Genomic DNA, 23,378 nt, shown 5'->3' with positions numbered 1-23,378 from the left:
GATCAGTAAAATTTACTGTAACAGCAAGTAACAATGGGGTAGGTACTGCGCTTGGGGTATCAGTAACCGATTTACTGAAATCGGGTTATACTTACGTAAGTCACACGGCATCTACCGGAACCTCATATACCAGCGGTACTGGTCTTTGGAATGTGGGCTCGTTAGGCCCCAATTCATCAGCTACACTGGTAATTACAGCCAAGGTAAATGCCTCTGGCGATTACAGCAACACGGCTACCATAACCGGAACACAAACCGATCCTAATACGGCAAATGATGCTGTTACCATCAGTACAACACCGATTACGGCTATTTCTTTAACTTCTGCAGCCTCAACAGATGCGCAAAATATTTGTATAGGTTCGGCCATTACCAATATTACTTATTCTATTGGTGGTACCGCAACAGGTGTTAATGTAACGGGTTTGCCAGCGGGTGTTACGCCTAGTTATAATTCGAGTACTAAGGTGCTTACTATTTCTGGCACTCCAAGTGCGACAACCAATGGTGCACAGGTTTATACCGTAACCACTATAGGCGGAAGTCCTAACGTATCAGCATCGGGAACGATACAGGTAAATGGACTGGTAGGCACGCCGGTATTTGCTGCCGGAAGCACTTCTACCAGGTGCCAGGGAGCGGGTACACAAACCTATACGGCAACTGCAACTAACGCAACCAGTATTACCTACAGTATCAATACTACCAGTTCGCAGGCAGTAATTAATGCTACAACAGGTGAGGTTACTTTTTCGCCTGTATTTTCGGGTACCGCAACCATTACTGCAACTGCAGCAGGTTGTACGCCTAAAACGGCTACCCATACCATTACCATTACTTCTACCGGAACCATTACAGGTGCTTCGCCGGTTTGTAGCGGCAGTAACGGAACCTTAACATTGGGCAATACCACAGCTACCCCGGTAAGGTGGGAATATTCTACCGATAACGGTACGACCTGGAGTACTTATTTGCCTAATACTACCTCAACTACTTTAAATTATACCAACCTTAACGTTACAACTTCTTTCAGGGCAATTGTAACAGGTGGAGGTTGTACCGAAGCATCATCAACGCCGGTAACCATCAGTGTAACTACCAGGCCAAGTATTGCTAACCAGAGCTATAATTTATGTGTATCGGGCTCTTTCAATTTTGCCCCGGTAGATGCTCCGGCAGGTACCACTTATAGCTGGTCGGCTCCCACCATTTCAGGTGGTACGGTTACTGGTGGAACTTCAGGCACTGCTGCCAGCTCAGTTTCGCAAACTTTAACCAATACCGGAACTACTACAGCAACTGCAGTTTATACCGTTACGCCAACCAATGCAGGTTGTGCGGGTACTGCTTTTACCATTACAGTTGTTATTGGGCCAAATATTTCTGCTTCGGCTGCAAATCCGGCTACCTTATGTAGCAACGGCACTTTCTCGGTAACGCCTACAAGCAATATTGCCAATTTAAAATATACCTGGACAGCCAGTCTGATTAGCGGAAGCAACGTTACCGGCTTTAGTAATGGTACAACAGCAGTAAGTGCGCCAATTAGCCAAACCCTGGTTAACAGCTCGGCTGCCACTGCAACCGTTCGCTACACCGTAACACCGGTGTTAGATAATTGTAGCGGCAATACATTTACCTTTGATGTAAACGTACAGAGTGCGGTTACCGCCGGAGCAATTGCTGCCAGTCAAACCATCTGTACCAATACAACGCCAACTCCAATTAGTTCAACCACAGGCGGAACAGGGGCTGGCACAATAACTTATATCTGGGAAAATTCTACCAACGGTACCACCTGGAATATCATTAGTGGTGCAAACGCTGCAACTTATGCGCCGGGTGCTTTAACCCAAACTACCCAATACCGCAGAACAACGGTATCAACCTTAAACGGAGTTGCCTGCCAGTCGGCAGCTACAACACCGGTAATCATTACCGTAGGTACGGCGAGTACCATCACAACTCAGCCTGTTAACCAAAATGTAAGGGCTTTATCTAATGTTACTTTAAATGTTGTAACCAGCGGTGGTACAGGTACAAGCCAATATCAGTGGCAGGTAAGTACCAATAACGGAACAAGCTTTAGCAATATTACCAACAGCAGTTTATATAGCGGGGCAACAACCAATACCTTAACCATTACAGGTGTAAACAGCACCATGGAAGGTTATAAATACAGGGTGTTGATTACCCAATCTGATAATGCCTGTGCCAGTGTAGTTTCTAATGTTGTTAACCTTACCATCGATTCTGACCGCGATGGGGTGCCAGATAGCGTCGACCTCGACGACGACAATGACGGTATTTTAGATACAGTTGAAGGAACCGCTGATTTTGACCGCGATGGTATTCCAAATTACCTGGATGTAGATTCGGATAATGATGGCATTGTTGATGCCATAGAATCGAACGGAAATCCCAATAACGATCCTGATAAAGATGGTAAATTTGGTACGGGCGCATTTGTAGATGTTAACGGAAACGGATTAATCGATACTTTAGATCCGGCCGCTGGTGGTACTGCACTGGTTATTCAGGATAAAGACAAAGATGGTAAACCCAATTACCTTGATCTCGATTCGGATGCAGATGGAATTCCGGATACTTACGAAGCAGCTTTTTACATTATAGATGGCGAAAACGATGGTATTATTGGTACCGGGGCGATAGTTGATGCGGATAAAGATGGACTTTCAGATTTGAATGACCCGGATTTTGTAACCATTAGTACCTTGTTTAATCAGGATCGTGATTTCGACGGACTTTCAAATTACCTGGACATTGATAATGATAACGATGGAATTATCGACAATATTGAAGGTCTGCCTACAAGTTTGTACGTGGCACCAAAAGGCCTGGATACCGATGGTGATGGTATTGATGATGCTTATGATGTAAACAATGGCGGTGCCGTTTCGGGTTACTCAAACATTGATGGAGGTAGTGCTCCCGATTACGTAGATACAGATGCCGATAATGATGGATTTAGAGACTGGCTTGAAAACGCAGTAAATAGTTCATTAGAGGTTGACGTAAAAAATAACCAAACCGGCGCTGCAGGTGCCGATGGCATTATGGATGTATTACCTGATGCCGATGGCGACGGATTGGCCGATATTTATGATAACGATAATGGCAATACCAGTCCGATAGGTTACGCTACAAACGCTGGTCAAACACCACTTTCTATGCCTGATACGCAGACACCGGGTGGTGAAAGGGATTGGCGATCAACATCAGATTACGATAGGGATGGTGTTCCTGACGGTATTGATTTAGATGATGATAACGACGGAATTTTAGATACGGTAGATGGCTTTACCGATGACGGTGGCCGCGATGGTTTGCCTAACTATCACGATTTGGATTCGGATGGCGATGGTATTCCGGATGTAATTGAAGCGGGAGGTTCTGATCCTGATAACAATGGTTTGCCTGGGATTGGTCTAATCGATGCTTCAAAGGTTGATGCAAACGGTGTTCCGCTGGCAGCTAACGGAGGCTATACGCCACCAGATAAAGATGGCGATGGTATTCCGAATTTCAGAGATTTAGATTCTGATGGCGACGGTATTTTTGATGTAACCGAAAACGGAGGCCCTGATCCTGACGGAGACGGAAAAGTAGGTACGGGTGTAACCAACGATTTTGATAACGACGGTATTGTAGATATTGTTGATGATTACAATAACCTTACCGGTTCTTTAACAGGCGATCCTTCTGGTACCCCAATGACCGTAAAAGATGCTGATGCTGATGGGATTCCGAATTACCTTGATCTGGATTCTGATGGCGATGGCATTAAAGATTCGGTAGAAGGTACTGTAGATACAGATGGCGATGGCATTCCAAATTACCTGGATCTTGATTCAGATGGTGATGGTATCCCGGATAATATCGAAGCACAAACTACTGCCGCCTATATTGCACCATCGGGCGCTGATACCAATCAGGACGGTATAGATAATGCCTATGGAACAGGTTTAACTCCTGTAGATACAGATGGTGATGGCAAACCTGATTATCTGGATTTAGATTCAGATAACGATGGCGACAGCGATACCATTGAAGCTTACGATACCGATAATAACGGCGTGGCCAATGTAATCGCCTTGGGTAGCGATGCCGATAAAGATGGCTTGGATGATGCTTTTGATAATAACGATGCGGCTTATAATCCAACTAATGGTCAAACACCTGCATCATTCCCTAATTTAGATACTCCTGCAACTGCAGAACGCGATTGGCGCGAAGATTACAATATAGCTCCGGTGGCTACGGTACCAGCTTCAATTGCACTAGTTGAGGATACGCCAAAGGCATTAACAGGTATTAGCGTGGCTGATGCCGATGCTGGCAATCTGAATGTAGTGGTTACCTTAAGCGTTCCTGCTGGTCAGGGTACGCTAAGCGCCGCCAGCGAAGCAGGTATTGTAATTACCGGCACAGGTACCAACAGCATTACCATTACCGGAAGCACTACGGCAATTAATGCTTTTATTGCTGCCAGTAAAGTAACTTATGCACCGGCAGCCAATGCAAATGGTAATGTTACCTTAACCGTGGGGATAAACGATCAGGGGAATACCGGCGGTCCGGCATTAACCGATAGCAAAACAGTAACCTTAAGCATTCAGGCGGTTAATGATATTCCAACGGTGGCTAATGTTGCTAAAAACGGAACAGAAGATACCAATGTTACTTTCACTGCCACAGATTTTACCAGTCAGTTTACCGATGTTGATGGCACCTTAGCTAAAATCCAGGTGATAAGTTTACCATCAGCAGCGCAAGGTTTGCTTAAATTAAATGGTGTTAATGTTACTGCAGGGCAGGAAATTGCAACTGCAGATTTGGCCAACCTGGTTTTTGTACCAGCAGCTAACTTTAATGGTAATGTATCATTCAGTTACAATGGTAGCGATGGCACTGCTTACGCAACTACCCCGGCTAATGTAAACATCAATATTGCCGCTGTTAATGATAACCCGGTAATTACGGCCGTACCGAAAGCAGGTACTGAAGATGTAACTTTAACCTTTACAGCCAGCGATTTTACCAATCAGTTTACCGATGCGGATGGCGATGCACTGGCCAAAATCCAGATCGTAACCTTGCCACCGGCCGCACAGGGTGTATTGAAATTAAATGGAACCAATATCGTTGCCGGTCAGGAAATAACTGCTGCCAATCTGGCAAATATCACCTTTGTTCCGGCACCTAACTTTAATGGTGCAGTTACCTTTAAATGGAATGGTAGCGATGGTACAGCATATGCAACTGCACAAAATGATGTAAATATTGTTATTGCGGCAGTTAACGATATCCCAACCATTAACAACGTCAGCTTAACTACTGCTGAAGATGTTAACCTACCGTTTACGCTGACTAATTTTAGCAGCAACTTTAGCGATTTGGAAGGCGATGCATTGGCTAAAATCCAGTTGTCTAACCTTCCTCCAAATACACAGGGAACGCTGTTGCTAAACGGATCGGCGATTACCGCCGGTCAGGAAATTTTAGCATCGGATATTGCCAATCTGGTTTTTGCTCCTGCCTTAAACTTTAACGGAAATGTGAGCTTTAACTGGGCTGGAAGCGACGGCACTTCATACTCGTCTGTTGCTACAGTTAATATTTCGGTTACTCCGGTAAATGATCCACCGGTTGTAGATAACTTTAACAAATCCGGAAATGAAGATACGGTTATACCTTTTGTACCTGCCGATTTTACCGGTCACTATACCGATGCCGAAAATAATGCCTTAACTAAAATTCAGGTGGTAAGCCTGCCAGCTAATGGCCTGCTTAAATTAAACGGTGTAAATATTACCGCCGGACAAGAAATTAACAGCGCTGATTTAGATAAAATAACCTTCACACCTGATGCCAATTTTAATGGCACTGCAAACTTTGACTGGAATGGATTTGACGGAACAGTTTATGCTACAGCGGCTAAAACCGTTACCATTACCATCAATCCAATAAACGACGCACCATCTTTTGTAAAAGGTGCCGACCAGCTTATTAATGCCAATACCGGTGCACAAACCGTAAACAACTGGGCTTCGGCTATTGCCGCCGGACCAACTGATGAGGTGGCCACGCAAACGGTAAACTTTAGTCTGACCAATAACAATAATGCTGCATTTACAGTACAACCAGCTATCGATGCTTCAGGTAATTTAACTTACACGCCTGCAGCTAATTTTACAGGTAAGGTTACGGTAACAGTTGTATTAAACGATAACGGAGGTACAGCAAATGGCGGTGTAAACCAAAGCGCATCGCAAACTTTCATCATTTCGGTTAAACCGGTAGGGGTAACCGACAACATCAATACTTTGGTAAATACACCCGTAACTACCGATGTTAAAGCCAATGATGGTGCAAGTGCAACTAATGCCACTGTATTGGCTGGTAACGGAGCACATGGTACAACCACTGTTGATGGAACCGGAAAAGTAACCTACACACCAAATACAGGTTATACCGGAACAGATAGCTATACCTATACTTTAACCACTGCAGATGGGGTAGTGAGCGATCCGGTTACGGTTAATGTGAGCATTTACCCAACAGTTGTATTGTCAGGACCTGCTTTAGTTAACGAAAATGCAGGTACGGTTAATTATACCGTTACGCTTACCGGTACGCCTGGTACAACACTGGCTTCGCCGGTTACTGTGGTAACAGCGATTACACCTAATACCAGCAATGCAGCCGATTATAACTTTACAAGTTCGACCATTACTTTCCCTGCAGGGGCAGTTGTGGGCGCAGCAAGTGGTACCATTACTTTTCCGGTTACCATTGTTGATGATAATATCCTTGAAAGCACGGAGAGTTATACCGTATCTATCGGATCAATAGCCGGCCCGGCATCTTTGGGTAATGCAAGTGTTGCTACATCAATTACCGATAACGACAATGCATCAGTAGCCATAAACAATGTTACAGTGGCCGAAAATGTAAATGGTGGTGTGGCTACTTTTACGGTAACCTTAACCGGTGCGGTACAAAATAGTTTTACTGTTAATTTTGCAACGGCCGATGGTACTGCTGTTCAACCAGGCGATTATACCGCAACAACTGGTACTGTTACTTTCCCGGCAGGATCGGTAAGTGGCGCAACACAAACCTTTACCGTTCCGGTTATTAACGATAACATTACCGAAACAAGCGAGACTTTTACTGCTACACTTTCAGGAATAACCGGACTTACAACCATTGCTACTGCAACCGGTACGGCTACCATTACCGATAACGACCCTGCAACGGTAAGCATTTCGGCAACGCCAACCAGTTACGATGAAGCAGCCGGAACAGCGACTTTTACGGTGACCTTAAATAATGCCGTTCAAAATGCATTTACGGTAGACTATGCTACAGCAAACGGCACAGCAACTGCCGGATTAGATTATACAGCTAAAAACGGAACACTAACCTTCCCGGCAGGCTCAGTGGCAGGTGCCATCCAAACTTTCACGGTTTCCATTACAAACGATAACGTAGTAGAGCCAGCCGAAACCTTTACGGCTACCTTAAGTAACCCAACAGGTGGTTTGGTAACCATTGCTACTGCAACAGCTACGGCAACCATTACCGATAACGATACTTCGGTTGCATCTATTACGGCGGGTACGAGTGGAAATGAAAACGGACCAGTAAACGGAACATTTACCGTTAACTTAAGTAATCCATCGGCTACTGATACGCAGGTTACTTATTCATTAGGTGGTACTGCGGTAGAAGGTACCGATTACGATGCCATTGCAACCAAAATCATTACCATTCCTGCCGGTCAAACCTCAGCAACCATTACCATTCCGGTTAAAACCGATGCCCTGGTTGAAGGAACTGAAACGGTTATTGCCAACCTGTTGTCTACAAACAGTTCTCTGGTTAACGTAACCACAGTACCAGCCGATAAAACAGCCAGCATTAATATTCTCGATAATAACACTGCTACTGTAAGTATTTCGGCTACACCAACCAGTATTAATGAGGCTGCAGGTATAGCCACCTTTACGGTAACCTTAAACAGTGCGGTTCAAAATGCATTCGATGTTACCTATGCTACAACAAATGGAACAGCAGTTGCGGGACTTGATTATACCGCAACCAGCGGAACGCTAAACTTCCTGGCAAATGCTGCTGCAGGTACTACCTTAACCTTTAATGTACCTATCAATAACGATAACCTTGTTGAGCCAAACGAAACCTTTAACGGAACTTTAACCGGTGTAACAGGTGGTTTGGTTACCATTGCAACGGCCAGCGCTGCCGTTACCATTACCGATAATGATGCGGCTGTAGCCAGCATTGCAGCGGGTATAAACGGTAACGAAACCGGGCCAATAAACGGAACTTTTGTAGTTACCTTGAGCAATCCGGTATCAACCGATACACAGCTTACCTATACTTTAAGTGGTTCGGCTACAGAAGGAAGTGATTATAGTCCTATTGCCACTAAAACCATTACCATTCCTGCAGGCCAAACTTCAGGTACCATTACCATTAACGTTCAGGCCGATGCGCTTACCGAAAGCACTGAAACCGTAATTGCGGCTTTGGTTAGTTCGAATAGTGCTGCAACGGTAAATACAACGCCGGCTAGCATCAACATTATCGATGCCAATACTGCCAGTATTAGTATTGCCACAACGCCAACCGTTAATGAGTCGGCCGGTACGGCAACCTTTACCGTAACTTTAAATAATGCGGTTCAAAATGCATTTAGTGTAAATTACAGCATAGCTGATGGAACTGCAACTGCGGGACTAGATTACACCGCAACCAGTGGAACATTAAACTTCCCAGCCAATGCAGCTGCTGGTACGGTGTTAAGTTTTACCGTTCCTATCAATAATGATAACATAGCCGAAATTTCTGAAACCTTTACGGCTACATTAAGTGGCATTACAGGTGGGATAGTGGTGATCAGTAATGCTACCGCTACCGCAACTATTACCGATAACGATGCCGCAACTGTATCAATTATTGCAGGTACTAACGGAAATGAAAACGGACCAGCAAACGGAACATTCACCGTTAAATTAAGTAATCCGTCGTCAACCGATACACAAATTACCTATACCCTGGGCGGAACAGCAACAGAAGGTACCGATTACGATGCCATTGCTACCAAAACCATTACCATTCCGGCCGGACAAACCAGCGGAACCATTACCATTCCGGTTAAAACCGATGTTATTGTTGAAGGAACAGAGACTGTAGTGGCCACAATTGTAGCTACAAACAGTGCCCTGGTAACGGTAGCGCCGAGTCCGGCTGATAAAACCGCAAGCATTAACATAAATGACAATACCACCGCAAGTATCACCGTTTCGGCCACTAACGATGGGGCTGAACCTGGCACACAGGGCTTGTTTACCTTTACGTTAAGCAATGTTGCTACCACCGATACCCAAATTACTTATGCCCTGAGCGGAACAGCAACCAGTGGAACGGATTACAGCACTTTAGGTACAACGGTAACTATACCAGCCGGACAAACCAGTGTAACCCTACCGGTTTTAGTACTCGATGATACCTTTGTTGAGCCGACTGAAACCGTTGTGTTAACGATGGTGGCGGCTACCAGCAATCCGGCTATTACGGCAAGCACAGCGCCTGCAACGGTAAATATTAACGATAACGATAATGCGACAGTAAGTGTTGGTAATGTTTCGGTAACCGAAAATGGTACCAATGCAACTTTTACGGTAACTTTAACCGGTAATGTTCAAAATGCGTTTACTGTAAATTATGCAACTGCAAACGGATCGGCCTTGGCTGGTACCGATTATACTGCCACAACAGGCAGTGTAACTTTCCCGGCGGGTTCGCTTAGTGGTGCAACGCAAACCATCAACATTCCGTTAATTAATGATAACATCGCCGAATTGGCTGAAACATTTACCGTAACGCTGAATAGTGTAGGAGCGGGATCAACCGTAACTATTCCTGCCACCGGTGCTACCGGAACAGCAACCATTACCGACGATGATGCCGCTAGTGTGGCGATTGCCAATACATCGGCCATCGAAAGTGCCGGTAATATGGTTTTCACCATAACTTTAACAGGTAATGTACAGGATGCTGTTTCGGTAAATTACACCACTGCAGATAATACTGCCATAGCGGGTAGCGATTATACTGCTAAAACCGGCGTGATTACTTTCCCTGCCGGATCGGTATCGGGTGCAACACAAACCATTCTTATTCCGATAACTGATGATAACGTTACCGAAAACGCCGAAAGTTTCAAGGTAACATTAAGTGGTGCCACTGCTCCGCTTACCATTACGCAGGCGGAGGGAATCGGAACCATTAACGATAATGATGCTTCGACGGTTAGTATTTCAGCAACTCCAACCAGTGTTGATGAAGCAGCAGGCACCGCAACCTTTACGGTAACTTTAAACCGCGCCGTACAGGCAGGCTTTAGTGTTGATTATGCAACAGCCAACGGAACTGCTACCGCAGGTAACGATTACACTGCTACCACCGGAACATTAAACTTCCCTGCCGGATCTTTAGCAGGGGCAACTTTGACCTTTACCGTTCCGGTTACAAACGATAACATTGTTGAGCCAGCCGAAACTTTTGTGGCCACCATCAGCAATGTAACAGGTGGATTGGTAACCATTGCTACCAATACTGCTACGGCAACCATTACCGATAACGATACATCGGTAGCGACCATTACGCCAGGAACACCAGGTAACGAAAATGGTCCTGTTAGTGGTACCTACACGGTTACTTTGAGTAATCCATCGGCAACAGATACGCAGCTTACCTATACTTTAGGCGGAACAGCTACCGAAGGAAGCGATTACGCAAGTATCGTAACCAAAACCATTACCATTCCTGCGGGTCAAACCACGGCAACCATTACTATTCCGGTATTAACTGATGCGCTTGTAGAAGGTGCCGAAACCGTAATTGCTACTTTGGCTACTACCAATAACCCAGCGGTAACGGTAAGCAATACACCAGCCAGCATTAATATTGGCGATAATACTACAGCTACCGTAACGGTGGCGGCAACTGCCGATGGTGCTGAGCCTGCTGTGCCAGGTACCTTTACTTTTACCTTAAGTAATGCAGCAACAACCGATACACAGATTACTTACGCCATTAGCGGAACTGCCACCAGCGGAACCGACTACACTGCCATTGGCACAACTGTAACGATCCCGGCTGGTCAGAAAACAGCAACAGTTTCTGTTCCTGTAACAGACGATAACATTGCCGAGGGTAATGAAACGGTGATTTTAACCATGACCGCTGCTACAAGTAATCCATCAATTACGGCAAGTACAACACCGGCAACAGTAAATATTGCCGATAACGATACCGCTGTGGCTACCATTACCCCAGGTATTGCCGGTAACGAAAACGGACCGGTGAGTGGTACATTTACCGTAACATTAAGTAACCCTTCTTCGCAAGCTACCACCATTACCTATACTTTAGGTGGATCGGCAGCTGAAGGAAGCGATTACACCGCTATTACCACCAAAACCATTACCATCCCGGCTGGTCAAACCACTGGTACCATTACCATTCCGGTATTGGCCGATGCCCTGGTAGAAGGAACTGAAACGGTAATTGCTACATTGGCCACTTCGGCAAATGCACTGGTAACCGTAAGCAATACTCCTGCAAGCATAAATATTACCGATAACAATACCGCAACACTAAGTATCGCGGCAACACCTGCCAGTATAAACGAAGCAGACGGAACGGCAACTTTCACCGTAACCTTAAGTAATGCAGTACAAAATGCATTTACTGTTGATTACGCAACTGCAAACGGAACGGCAACAGCAGGTATCGGATCGGATTACACCGCAACAAACGGTACCCTTACTTTCCCTGCGGGATCTCCTGCCGGTGCAACCTTAACATTTAGTGTTGCCATTAATAACGATAACCTGGTTGAACCAGCCGAAACTTTCGATGGTATCTTAAGTAACGTTACCGGTGGATTGGTAACCATAGCCACCAGCTCTGCTACCGTAACGGTTAACGATAACGATGTTTCGGTTGCTACCGTTACACCGGGATCGAACGGCGATGAAACCGGACCTGCTAACGGAACCTTTACCGTAACTTTAAGCAAGCCATCATCAACCGATACGCAGATTACCTATACTTTAGGTGGTACAGCAACTGAAGGAAATGATTACTCAGCCATTACCACCAAAACCATTACCATTCCGGCTGGTCAAACTACCGGAACAATTACCATTCCGGTACTGGCTGATGGAGTAACAGAAAGTATAGAAACTGTAGTAACGAATCTGGTAAATACCTCAAATCCATCAATAACCATTAATGCTGCTCCGGCATCTATTAATATCCTCGATGCCAATACTGCAAGTGTAAGTATTACCGCAACACCTTCAGTTAATGAGGGCGATGGAACTGTTACTTTTACCGTAACCTTAAATAATGCTGTTCAGGATGCATTCAGTGTGAATTATGCTACTGTTAACGGAACTGCGATCGACGGATTGGATTATACCGCAACAAGTGGTGTGTTAAATTTCCCTGCAAATTCTGCCGCAGGCGATAAATTAACATTCACCGTGCCGGTAACCGATGATGGTATTGTAGAAGCGACTGAAAACTTCACCGCAACATTAAGTAATATAACCGGTGGGGTAGTGTTAATCAGTAATGCAACCGCAACCGCTACTATTTTAGATAACGATAGCTCAATTGCAACTATTGCGGCAGGTGTACCGGGCGATGAGAATGGTCCGGTTAACGGAACATTTACCGTAACCTTAAGTAAACCATCATCAACCGATACGCAGATTACCTATACTTTAGGAGGAACTGCAACTGAAGGAAGCGATTACACACCGTTTGTTTCCAAAACATTAATTATCCCGGCTGGTCAAACCACGGGTACCATTACTGTTTCGGTACTGGCTGATGATTTGGTAGAAGGAACTGAAACGGTTATTGCAACCTTAACTACTTCTGGCAATCCGCAAATTACAGTAAACAATACGCCTGCAAGCATCAACATAAATGATGCGACTACGGCAACAGTAACGGTAGCCGCTACTACTGATGGTGCCGAGCCAACAACACCAGGTTTATTTACCTTCACCTTAAACCATCCGGCTACAACTGATACCCAAATTACCTATAGCGTAAGCGGAACAGCTGTAAGTGGTTTAGACTTTACTGCAATTGGTACAACTGTAACCATCCCTGCCGGCCAAACCACTGCAACAGTTAGCGTACCTGTGTTAAATGATAATGTTGCTGAAGAAACAGAAACAGTAATTTTAACCATGGTAGCCGCAACAAGTAATCCTGCTATTACCGCAGGTACGGCTCCTGCAACGGTTAATATTACCGATAACGATACATCGGTAGCGACCATCACAGCAGGAACGCCAGGAAACGAAAACGGCCCTTTAAATGGTACATTCATTGTTACTTTAAGCAACCCGTCGTCGGTGCCAACTACCTTAACCTACACTTTAAACGGTACAGCAACAGAAGGCAGTGATTATACCACAATAGTAACGAAAACAATTACTATCCCGGCTGGTCAAACCACCGGTACCATTAGCATTCCGGTACTGGCCGATCAGATTATTGAAGGCAACGAAACAGTAACAGCCACTTTAACAAACTCTGCTAATCCACTTGTAACCGTAAGCAATACGGCTGCAAGCATTAACATTGATGATAATAGTACGGCAACTGTAACGGTATCGGCCACAACTAATGGGGCTGAACCTGCAACACCGGGCTTATTTACCTTTACCTTAAGTAATGTATCTACTACCGATACGCAGATTACCTATTCGGTTAATGGTTCTGCCACCAGCGGTACAGATTATACCGCAATTGGTACAACGGTAACCATCCCTACCGGACAAACCACTGCAACAGTAACGGTACCAGTGATAGATGATAACATTGCCGAAGGAATCGAGACAGTTGTTTTAACCATGCAGGCTGCAACAAATAATGCTGCAATTACTGCAAGTGCAACTCCGGCTACTGTAAATATCGCCGACGATGATACCTCGATAGCAAGCATTAGCGCAGGTACAAATGGTGCAGAAAACGGACCGGTTAACGGAACTTTTGTTGTAACCTTAAGCAACCCATCGGCGCAGCCAACTACAATTACCTATACCATTGGTGGTACAGCAGTTGAAGGAAGTGATTATGCAACAATAGTAACCAAAACCATTACCATCCCTGCCGGACAAACTACTGCTACCATTAGCATTCCGGTATTGGCCGATAATCTGGTAGAAGGAATAGAAACAGCTGTGGTTACTTTAACCAGCTCTGCTAATTCACTTGTAAGCGTAAGCAACACACCTGCCAGCATTAACATTATCGATAATACTACTGCAACAGTAACTGTAGCTGCAACAACCAATGGGGCAGAGCCTACCACTGCGGGTCAGTTTACTTTCACCTTAAGCAATGTATCAACCAGCGATACACAAATTACTTACGCAGTAAGCGGAACCGCAACCAGCGGAACCGACTATACGGCAATAGGTACAACGGTAACTATCCCGGCCGGACAAACAAGTGCAACAGTAAGCGTACCGGTATTAAATGATGAACTTGTTGAAGGAACAGAATCGGTTGTTTTAACCATGACTGCTGCAACAAATAACGCAGCAATTACAGCAAGTACGAGCCCTGCAACCGTTAATATTACCGATAACGATACAGCTATTGCAACCGTAACAGCTGGAACAACAGGTAATGAAAACGGACCAGTTAACGGAACATTTACCATAACCTTAAGTAAAGCATCGGCTACCGATACACAGCTTACTTATACTGTAGGCGGAACAGCTGTTGAAGGAAGCGATTACTCGCCAGTGGTTAAAACCATTACCATTCCGGCAGGAGCAACTACCGCAACCATTACTATTCCGGTGTTGGCCGATGCCATTGTAGAAGGAACAGAAACTGTTGTGGTTACTTTGGGTACTTCAAATAACCCATTGGTGAGTGTAAACAATACACCGGCAAACATTAACATTTTAGATAACAACACGGCAACAGTAAGTATCGCTGCCACACCGGTTATCAACGAAGCTGCCGGAACAGCAACCTTTACGGTTACGCTAAATACAGCAGTACAAAATTCGTTTAGTGTTGATTATAATACAGCGAATGGAACAGCAATTGCAGGTTTAGATTATACTGCAACAGCAGGAACATTAATATTCCCTGCCAACTCAGCAGCAGGTACGAGCTTAACGTTCACGGTACCGGTTAATGATGATAACATTGTTGAACCAGCCGAAACCTTTAGCGCTAATTTGAGTAATGTAATTGGCGGATTGGTAACCATCGGCACATCAGCAGCAACGGTAAGCATTACCGATAACGATACCGCAGTGGCGACAATTGCACCGGGTATAAACGGAAACGAAAGTGGCCCGGTTAACGGAACATTTACGGTAACCCTGAGCAACCCGTCAGCAACCGATACGCAGCTGACCTATACTTTGGCAGGTACTGCAACCGAAGGTACAGATTACGCCAGTATCGTAACCAAAACGGTTACCATCCCGGCCGGACAAACAACCGCAACGATTACCATTCCGGTTATTGTTGATGCTGTGGCAGAGAGTATCGAAACAGTTGTGGCTACTTTAGCCACTTCGAATAATCCGGCCATCAGCGTGAACGGAACAGCGGCCAGCATCAATTTATTAGATGCCAATACGGCCAACGTAAGTATCTCGATCAGTGCACCAAGCATTAGCGAGGGGGTAAGCACAGTTACCTTATCTGTACTGCTTAATATTGCGGTTCAGAACAGCTTTACTGTTGATTATGCAACTGCAAACGGAACCGCTTTATCTGGATTGGATTACACCGCAACCAGCGGAACTTTAACCTTCCCGGCTAATTCGGCTGCAGGTACTGTACTTAATGTGGTTATTCCGATTATCGACGATCACCTGATCGAAAATTCAGAATCGTTTACGGTTGGCTTAAGCAATGTAGTAGGGGCAGATGTGGCCATTGGTACGAGTCCGGCAACAGTAGTAATTGCCGATAACGACAGCGCAGTGGCCAGTATAACCGCAGGCACGAATGTAAACGAGAATGGTTTAATAAACGGCGTATTTAATATTACGTTAACCAATCCTTCGGCCACGCCAACAACCTTAACCTTTGCTTTAACTGGTACAGCGACAGAAAGTTCCGATTACAGTGCGGTAACCAAAACTATTATTATCCCTGCAGGTGCTACCACGGCAACCATTACCATTCCGGTATTGGCCGATGCATTGGCCGAGGGAACTGAAACGGTTATAGCCACTTTAACAGCATCTGATAATCCGGCAATTACACTTGATAATACACCGGCCAATGTAAACATTACCGATGCGGATGCGGCAAGTGTAAGCATTTCTGCTACGCCGGTAATTAACGAAAACGCTGGTACCGCTACTTTCACGGTAACGTTAAACAACGCCGTACAAAATAGCTTTACTGTAAATTACGCTACGGTAAATGGTACGGCTGCTTCGGGTACCGATTTTACAGCAACCAGCGGAACTTTAACTTTCCCTGCAAATTCGGCGGCAGGTGCAACTTTAACCTTCACCGTACCAATTAACGATGATAACCTGGTTGAACCAACCGAAACATTCAGCGTGGCATTGAGTGATGTTACCGGAGGCGTAGTTACGCTTGGAACTTCTTCTGCAACGGTATCCATTACCGATAACGATGTTTCAGTAGCAACAATCACCACGGGTACAAACGGTAATGAAAATGGTCCGGTTAGCGGAACTTACACCGTAACATTAAATAATCCGTCATCAACCGATACGCAGATTACTTTCACAGTTGGTGGTACGGCAACCGAAGGCAGCGACTACAGCGTTATTACCAAAACCATTACTATACCAGCTGGTCAAACTACCGGAACCATCACTATTCCGGTGGTAAGCGATGCAGTTGTAGAGGGAACCGAAACGGTAGTAGTTACTTTGGTTAGCACCAATAACTCAAATGTAACGGTAAACAATACGCCTGCAAGCATTAATATTTTAGATAACAATGCTGTATCTGCAAGTATTTCGGTATTCCAAACCAATGTAGATGAAGCAGCAGGAACGGCCACCTTTACTGTAACCATGAGCGGATCGGTACAGGATGCTTTCAGTGTTGATTATAACACATCGAACGGAACTGCAATTGCAGGTTTAGATTATGTGGCTACCAGTGGAAAATTAACCTTCCCTGCGGGGTCGGCTGCAGGTGCAAGTTTAACCTTTACCGTTCCGATTATAGATGATAACCTTGCCGAACCGGCCGAAACTTTCAATGGTATAATCAGTAATGTAACCGGTGGCCTTGTTACCATCGATGATGGTATTGCAACAGTAACCATTACCGATAACGACGCATCGGTAGCTACCATTACTGCGGGCACAGCCGGAAACGAAAACGGTCCCGTTAACGGAACCTTTACGGTAACATTAAGTAAACCTGCTGCTACTGATACGCAGCTTACCTATACTTTAAACGGAACCGCAACCGAGGGTAGCGATTACAGTAACATTGTAACCAAAACCATCACCATTCCGGCGGGACAAACCACCGCAACCATTACGATTCCGGTACTAAGCGATGCCATTGTTGAAGGTGCAGAAACCGTTGTGGCTACGCTGGTAACTTCAGGAAATCCGTTGGTAAGCATCAGCAATACGCCAGCTACCATAAATATTGCCGATAATACACAGGCAATTGTAACTGTAGCTGCAACTGTCGATGGTGCTGAACCTGCAACAGCTGGGCAGTTTACCTTTACGCTAAGTCATGTATCTACAACTGATACCAAAATTACTTATGCCGTAAGCGGAACAGCAGGCAGCGGAACCGATTATACTTCAATTGGTAATACGATAACCATCCCTGCCGGACAAACTACGGCAACGGTATCAGTACCAGTATTGAATGATAACATTGTTGAAGGAACCGAAACGGTAATTTTAACCATGAACCCGGCTACCAGTAACACGGAGATTATTGCAAGTGCTACACCGGCGACAGTAAACATTACTGATAATGGTTCCTCTATTGCTTCGGTAACAGCTGGTACAAATGGTAATGAAAACGGACCGGTTAACGGCATATTTACCGTTACTTTAAATAATCCGTCGGCAACCGATACGCAGCTTACCTATACTTTAACAGGCACAGCAGCAGAAGGAACGGATTACAGTATCATTGTAACCAAAACCATTACCATATCTGCGGGTCAAACCACCGGAACAATTACGATTCCGGTACTTACTGATGCCATAGCAGAAGGTAATGAAACCGTAATAGCTACGCTAATTTCATCAGGTAATCCATTAATTACAATAAGTAATGTTCCGGCAACGATTAATATTGCCGATAACAACAATGCAGCGGTAAGTATCTCTGCCACACCAACCATTAATGAATCGGCTGGTACAGCTACATTTACCGTAACGCTGAGCGCGGCTGTACAAAATGCATTTACGCTGGCTTATACCACAAACGATGGAACAGCATTGGCCGGTTTAGATTACACCACAACCAGCGGAACTTTAACATTCCCTGCAGGTGCAGCAGCCGGTAGCACTTTAACGTTCACTATTCCGGTTAACAACGATGATATTGTTGAAGCCGACGAAACATTTAGCGCTACAATCAGCAATGTAACTGGCGGACTGGTAACCATTGGCACTGCTACCGCGACAACAACCATTACCGATAACGATACTTCAGTAGCTACTATTGCAGCTGGGGTTGATGGTAATGAAAACGGTCCGGCAAACGGTACATTCACGGTTACATTAAGCAAAGCATCGGCTACCGATACGCAGCTTACCTATACGCTAGGTGGAACTGCCTCGGAGGGTAGCGATTACAGCGCCATTGTAACCAAAACCATTACCATTCCAGCTGGCCAAACTTCAGGAACAATCAATATTCCGGTTCTCACCGATGCGCTGCTTGAAGGTGATGAAACCGTTATCGCAACATTAACTCTTTCGGGTAACCCTGCAATAACCGTAAGCAATGTTCCGGCAAGCATTAATATTACCGATAACAATGCTGCAACGGTAAGTATTTCTGGTGCACCAACCGTTAACGAATCGGCAGGTACTGCTACATTTACGGTTACATTGAATAATGCAGTTCAAAATGCTTTCACCGTGGCTTATGCTACCAGCAATGGTACTGCAATGGCAGGCCTGGATTACACCACAACCAGCGGAATTTTAACCTTCCCTGCAGGTGCTGCGGCCAATACCAGCTTAACGTTTACCGTGCCAATTAACGATGATAATATTGTTGAAACGGGCGAAACGTTTAATGCAAGCATCAGCAATGTTACCGGAGGTTTAGTAACCATTGCTAATAATACTGCAACGACTACTATTGTCGATAACGATGCTTCGGTGGCAACCATTACTGCCGGAACCGATGGTAATGAAAGTGGTCCGGCCAACGGATCTTTCAATATCACCCTGAGCAAAGCTTCGGCTACCGATACACACCTTACTTATACTTTAGGTGGTACCGCAACCGAAGGCAGCGATTACAGTGCTATTGTAACCAAAACCATTACCATTCCGGCTGGTCAAACAACGGCAACCATTAGCATTCCGGTATTGAGCGATGCCATTGTGGAAGGAGTAGAAATCATAATCGCTACCTTAACACTGTCTGATAATCCTTCAGTAACGGTAAGCAATGCTCCGGCAACCATCAATGTTTTAGATGGAACAAATACCACGGTAACGGTAGCAGCAACAGCCGATGGTGCCGAGCCTGCCACAGCAGGTCAGTTTACATTTACTTTAAGTAATGTATCTACAACAGCTACGCAAATTACTTATACGGTAAGTGGTACCGCAGCAAGCGGTACCGATTATACAGCCATAGGTACTACGGTAACTATCCCTGCCGGACAAACCACCGTAACCATTTCGGTTCCTGTACTTGATGATAACCTTAACGAAGGAAATGAGATGGTAATTTTAACGATGAATGCAGCTACCAACAATGCATTAATCGTAGCCAATACTACACCTGCTACAGTTAACATCAGAGATAACCGTGCACCAGTAGCTACATCACCGGCGCTAAGCACCAACGAGGATAGTGCTGTGAATGGAAGCATAACTGCTACCGATGCTGATAACGATCCGCTTACTTTTGCGGTAACTACACCTCCGGCACACGGTACGGTAGTGGTAAACCCTGATGGTACCTATATCTATACGCCAGCACCAAATTATAATGGTACAGATGTATTTATCATAACTGTAAGCGATGGCAAAGGTGGTACAACCGCAGTTACTGTTTCGGTAACTGTAACGCCGGTAAACGATGCGCCAGTTGCAACTGCACCAGCTGTTGTTACCAATAAAAATACACCGGTTAACGGAACCATTACCGCCAGCGATGTAGATGGCGATCCGCTTACCTTCACCGTAACTACGCAACCGGCACACGGAACTGTTGTGGTGAATGCCGATGGTACCTATACTTATGCACCTGCTAATAATTACAGCGGTGCTGATAGCTTTACGGTAACGATAAGCGATGGTAAAGGTGGTACAATTGCGGTAACTATACCAGTAACAGTTAATCCAACAAACGTTGCTCCGGTTGTTACGGCACCAGCTATTACCACAAACGAGGATAATGCGGTGAACGGAACCATTACTGCTACAGATGCTGATGGCGATCCGCTTACTTTTGCGGTAACTACGCCACCGGAACATGGCACGGTTGTGGTTAATGCCGATGGTACCTATACGTATACACCTGCTCCGAATTATAACGGTACGGATACCTTTACGGTTACTGTAAGTGATGGTAAAGGGGGTACAACTACGGTAACCATTTCGGTAACAGTAGCACCGGTGAACGATGCTCCTGTGGCCACAGCACCATTCCTGGTAACTACCAAAAATACACCGGTAAATGGTACAATTACCGCTAGTGATGTAGATGGCGATCCGCTTACCTATACAGCAACCACATTGCCTGCACATGGTACTGTGGTGGTTAATGCTGATGGTACTTATACCTATACCCCAACAGCAGGTTATAGCGGAGCTGATACTTTCACCGTAACGATTAGCGATGGTAAAGGTGGTACAACCACGGTAACCATTTCGGTAACGGTTAATTCAACCAACGATGCACCTGTGGCCACAGCCCCAGCGATAACCACCAACGAAGATAATTCGGCGAATGGAAAAATTACGGCTACCGATGCTGATGGCGATCCGCTTACCTTTACAGTAACTACGCCGCCTGCACATGGTACTGTAGTCATGAATCCGGATGGTACCTATACGTACACACCTGCGCCTAACTATAACGGTACAGATACCTTTACGGTAACCGTGAGCGATGGTAAAGGCGGTACCACTACTGTGAGCATTTCGGTAACGGTAAGTCCGGTTAACGATGTGCCTGTGGCAACCGCGCCAGCAATTACTACACCACAAAATACTGCGGTTAACGGCAGCATTACGGCCAGCGATGTAGACGGCGATCCGCTTACTTTCACCGTAAGTACGCCTCCTGCGCATGGTACGGTAACAGTTAATGCCGATGGTACTTATACCTATACCCCGGCTGCGGGTTACAGCGGTGCCGATAGCTTTACCGTAATCGTAAGTGATGGTAAAGGAGGTACAACTACCGTAACTATTCCGGTAAATGTAACCCTGGTTGCTGCTCCGGCCATGAGTTTAACAAAAGTGGCTACCAATGCGGTAAGCAAAGCAGGCGATGTGATTAATTACAACATTGTAGTAACCAACACGGGTAATGTAACCTTGACAAATGTTACTGTTTCTGATGCGGGTGCCGATGCCGGATCGATCTTGCCAGCTGGAATTGCAAGCTTATTGCCAGGTGCCAGCGTAACAGTTACAGCTAAGCACACGGTAACTTTAACTGAGGTAAATACAGGTTTGTTTAGCAACCAGGCTTCTGCAACTGCCCAAACACCAAATGGTGGTACTTTAAATAAACCAAAATCTGATGATCCGAATACAACGGCTGTTGATGATGCCACAGTAACGGTAATCGCTCCGGCATCAACCCTTACTTTGGTTAAAACAGGTACTTTAAGCAGCGATGGAAATAGCATTACCTACAACTTCACTGTGAAAAATACAGGCAATGTAACCTTGCATATTATCACGTTAACTGATGCTAAACTGGGCTTAAACAGGGTAATTCCTGGAACATTGGCTCCGGGTGCAACCGTAACCGATAGTTATGTGTATCAGTTAACTCAGGCTGATAAGGATGCAGGTAGCGTGACCAATACGGCTGGCATTGCTGCTCAAACACCGGCAAATGTTACGGTAAAAGATGTATCCGGAACGGCCGAAAATAACGATGCGCCAACCGTTACGGTAATCCAGAGTTCGGGAGCAATTGCCCTGGTTAAAACGGCAACATTTAGTGGCAACAAAGTTACCTATACCTTTACCATCAAAAACACTGGTGCGGTTACTTTAAACACCATTACGTTAACCGATGCTAAGCTCGGCTTAAACAATAAGGCTATCACTGTTGCCGGCGGACTTGCTCCGGGAGCAACGGTTACCAATGTTGAAGTGTACACTTTAACCCAGGCCGATAAGGATTTAGGTACAGTAACCAACACCGCAAGCGTAAACGCAAAAACTGCAGGTGGCGCTAATGTTTCCGATATTTCCGGAACATCAGATGGTAATAATGCCGCAACTGTAATCGCGGTGCCTAAATCGCCAAAAGCAGTTGATGATGAAGGTGGAACCGTTGCCAATAAACCGGTAACCATTAATGTACTCGCTAACGATGATCCGGGAAATTCTACCCTCGATCAGTTAACGGTAGAAATTATGGTTCAACCTAAACATGGTAAGGTGGTTGTAAATGCCGATGGTAGCATCACCTACACGCCTGATCCTGGTTATAACGGCGATGATACGTTTAGTTACCGCGTAAAAGATGCTTTCGGATATTACACCAACGTAGCTGCGGTAACTTTAACCGCCAACTTCGCCGGACTCACCATTCCGAACCTGTTTACGCCAAACGGCGATGGTATTAACGATACCTTCGAAATTTTGGGTATCAACCAGTACCAGACCAACGAACTTACCATTGTAAACAGATGGGGTAACGAGGTGTTCCGGGCTAAAGGTTACCAGAACAACTGGACAGGAGAGGGATTAAACGAAGGTACTTATTACTACCTGTTGCGTGTTAAAAAAGCAGGCAGCGATCAGTACGAAGTATTTAAAGGTTATATTACATTAATCCGGGCGTTTAAAAAATAG

General features: G+C 45.3%; 1 protein-coding gene. It reads left to right on the top strand.

Annotation, left to right across the window (positions count from 1 at the left end; all coding sequences use genetic code 11):
* Positions 1-152: 152 nt before the first annotated feature.
* A complete protein-coding gene (locus HWV58_RS12345; RefSeq protein WP_175634388.1) occupies positions 153-23,378 on the top strand; it encodes a Calx-beta domain-containing protein in 23,226 nt (7,741 codons plus the stop codon).

Source organism: Pedobacter ghigonis, from assembly GCF_903166585.1.
Lineage (GTDB): Bacteria > Bacteroidota > Bacteroidia > Sphingobacteriales > Sphingobacteriaceae > Pedobacter > Pedobacter ghigonis.
This window is presented reverse-complemented; position numbering and strand designations above follow the sequence as displayed.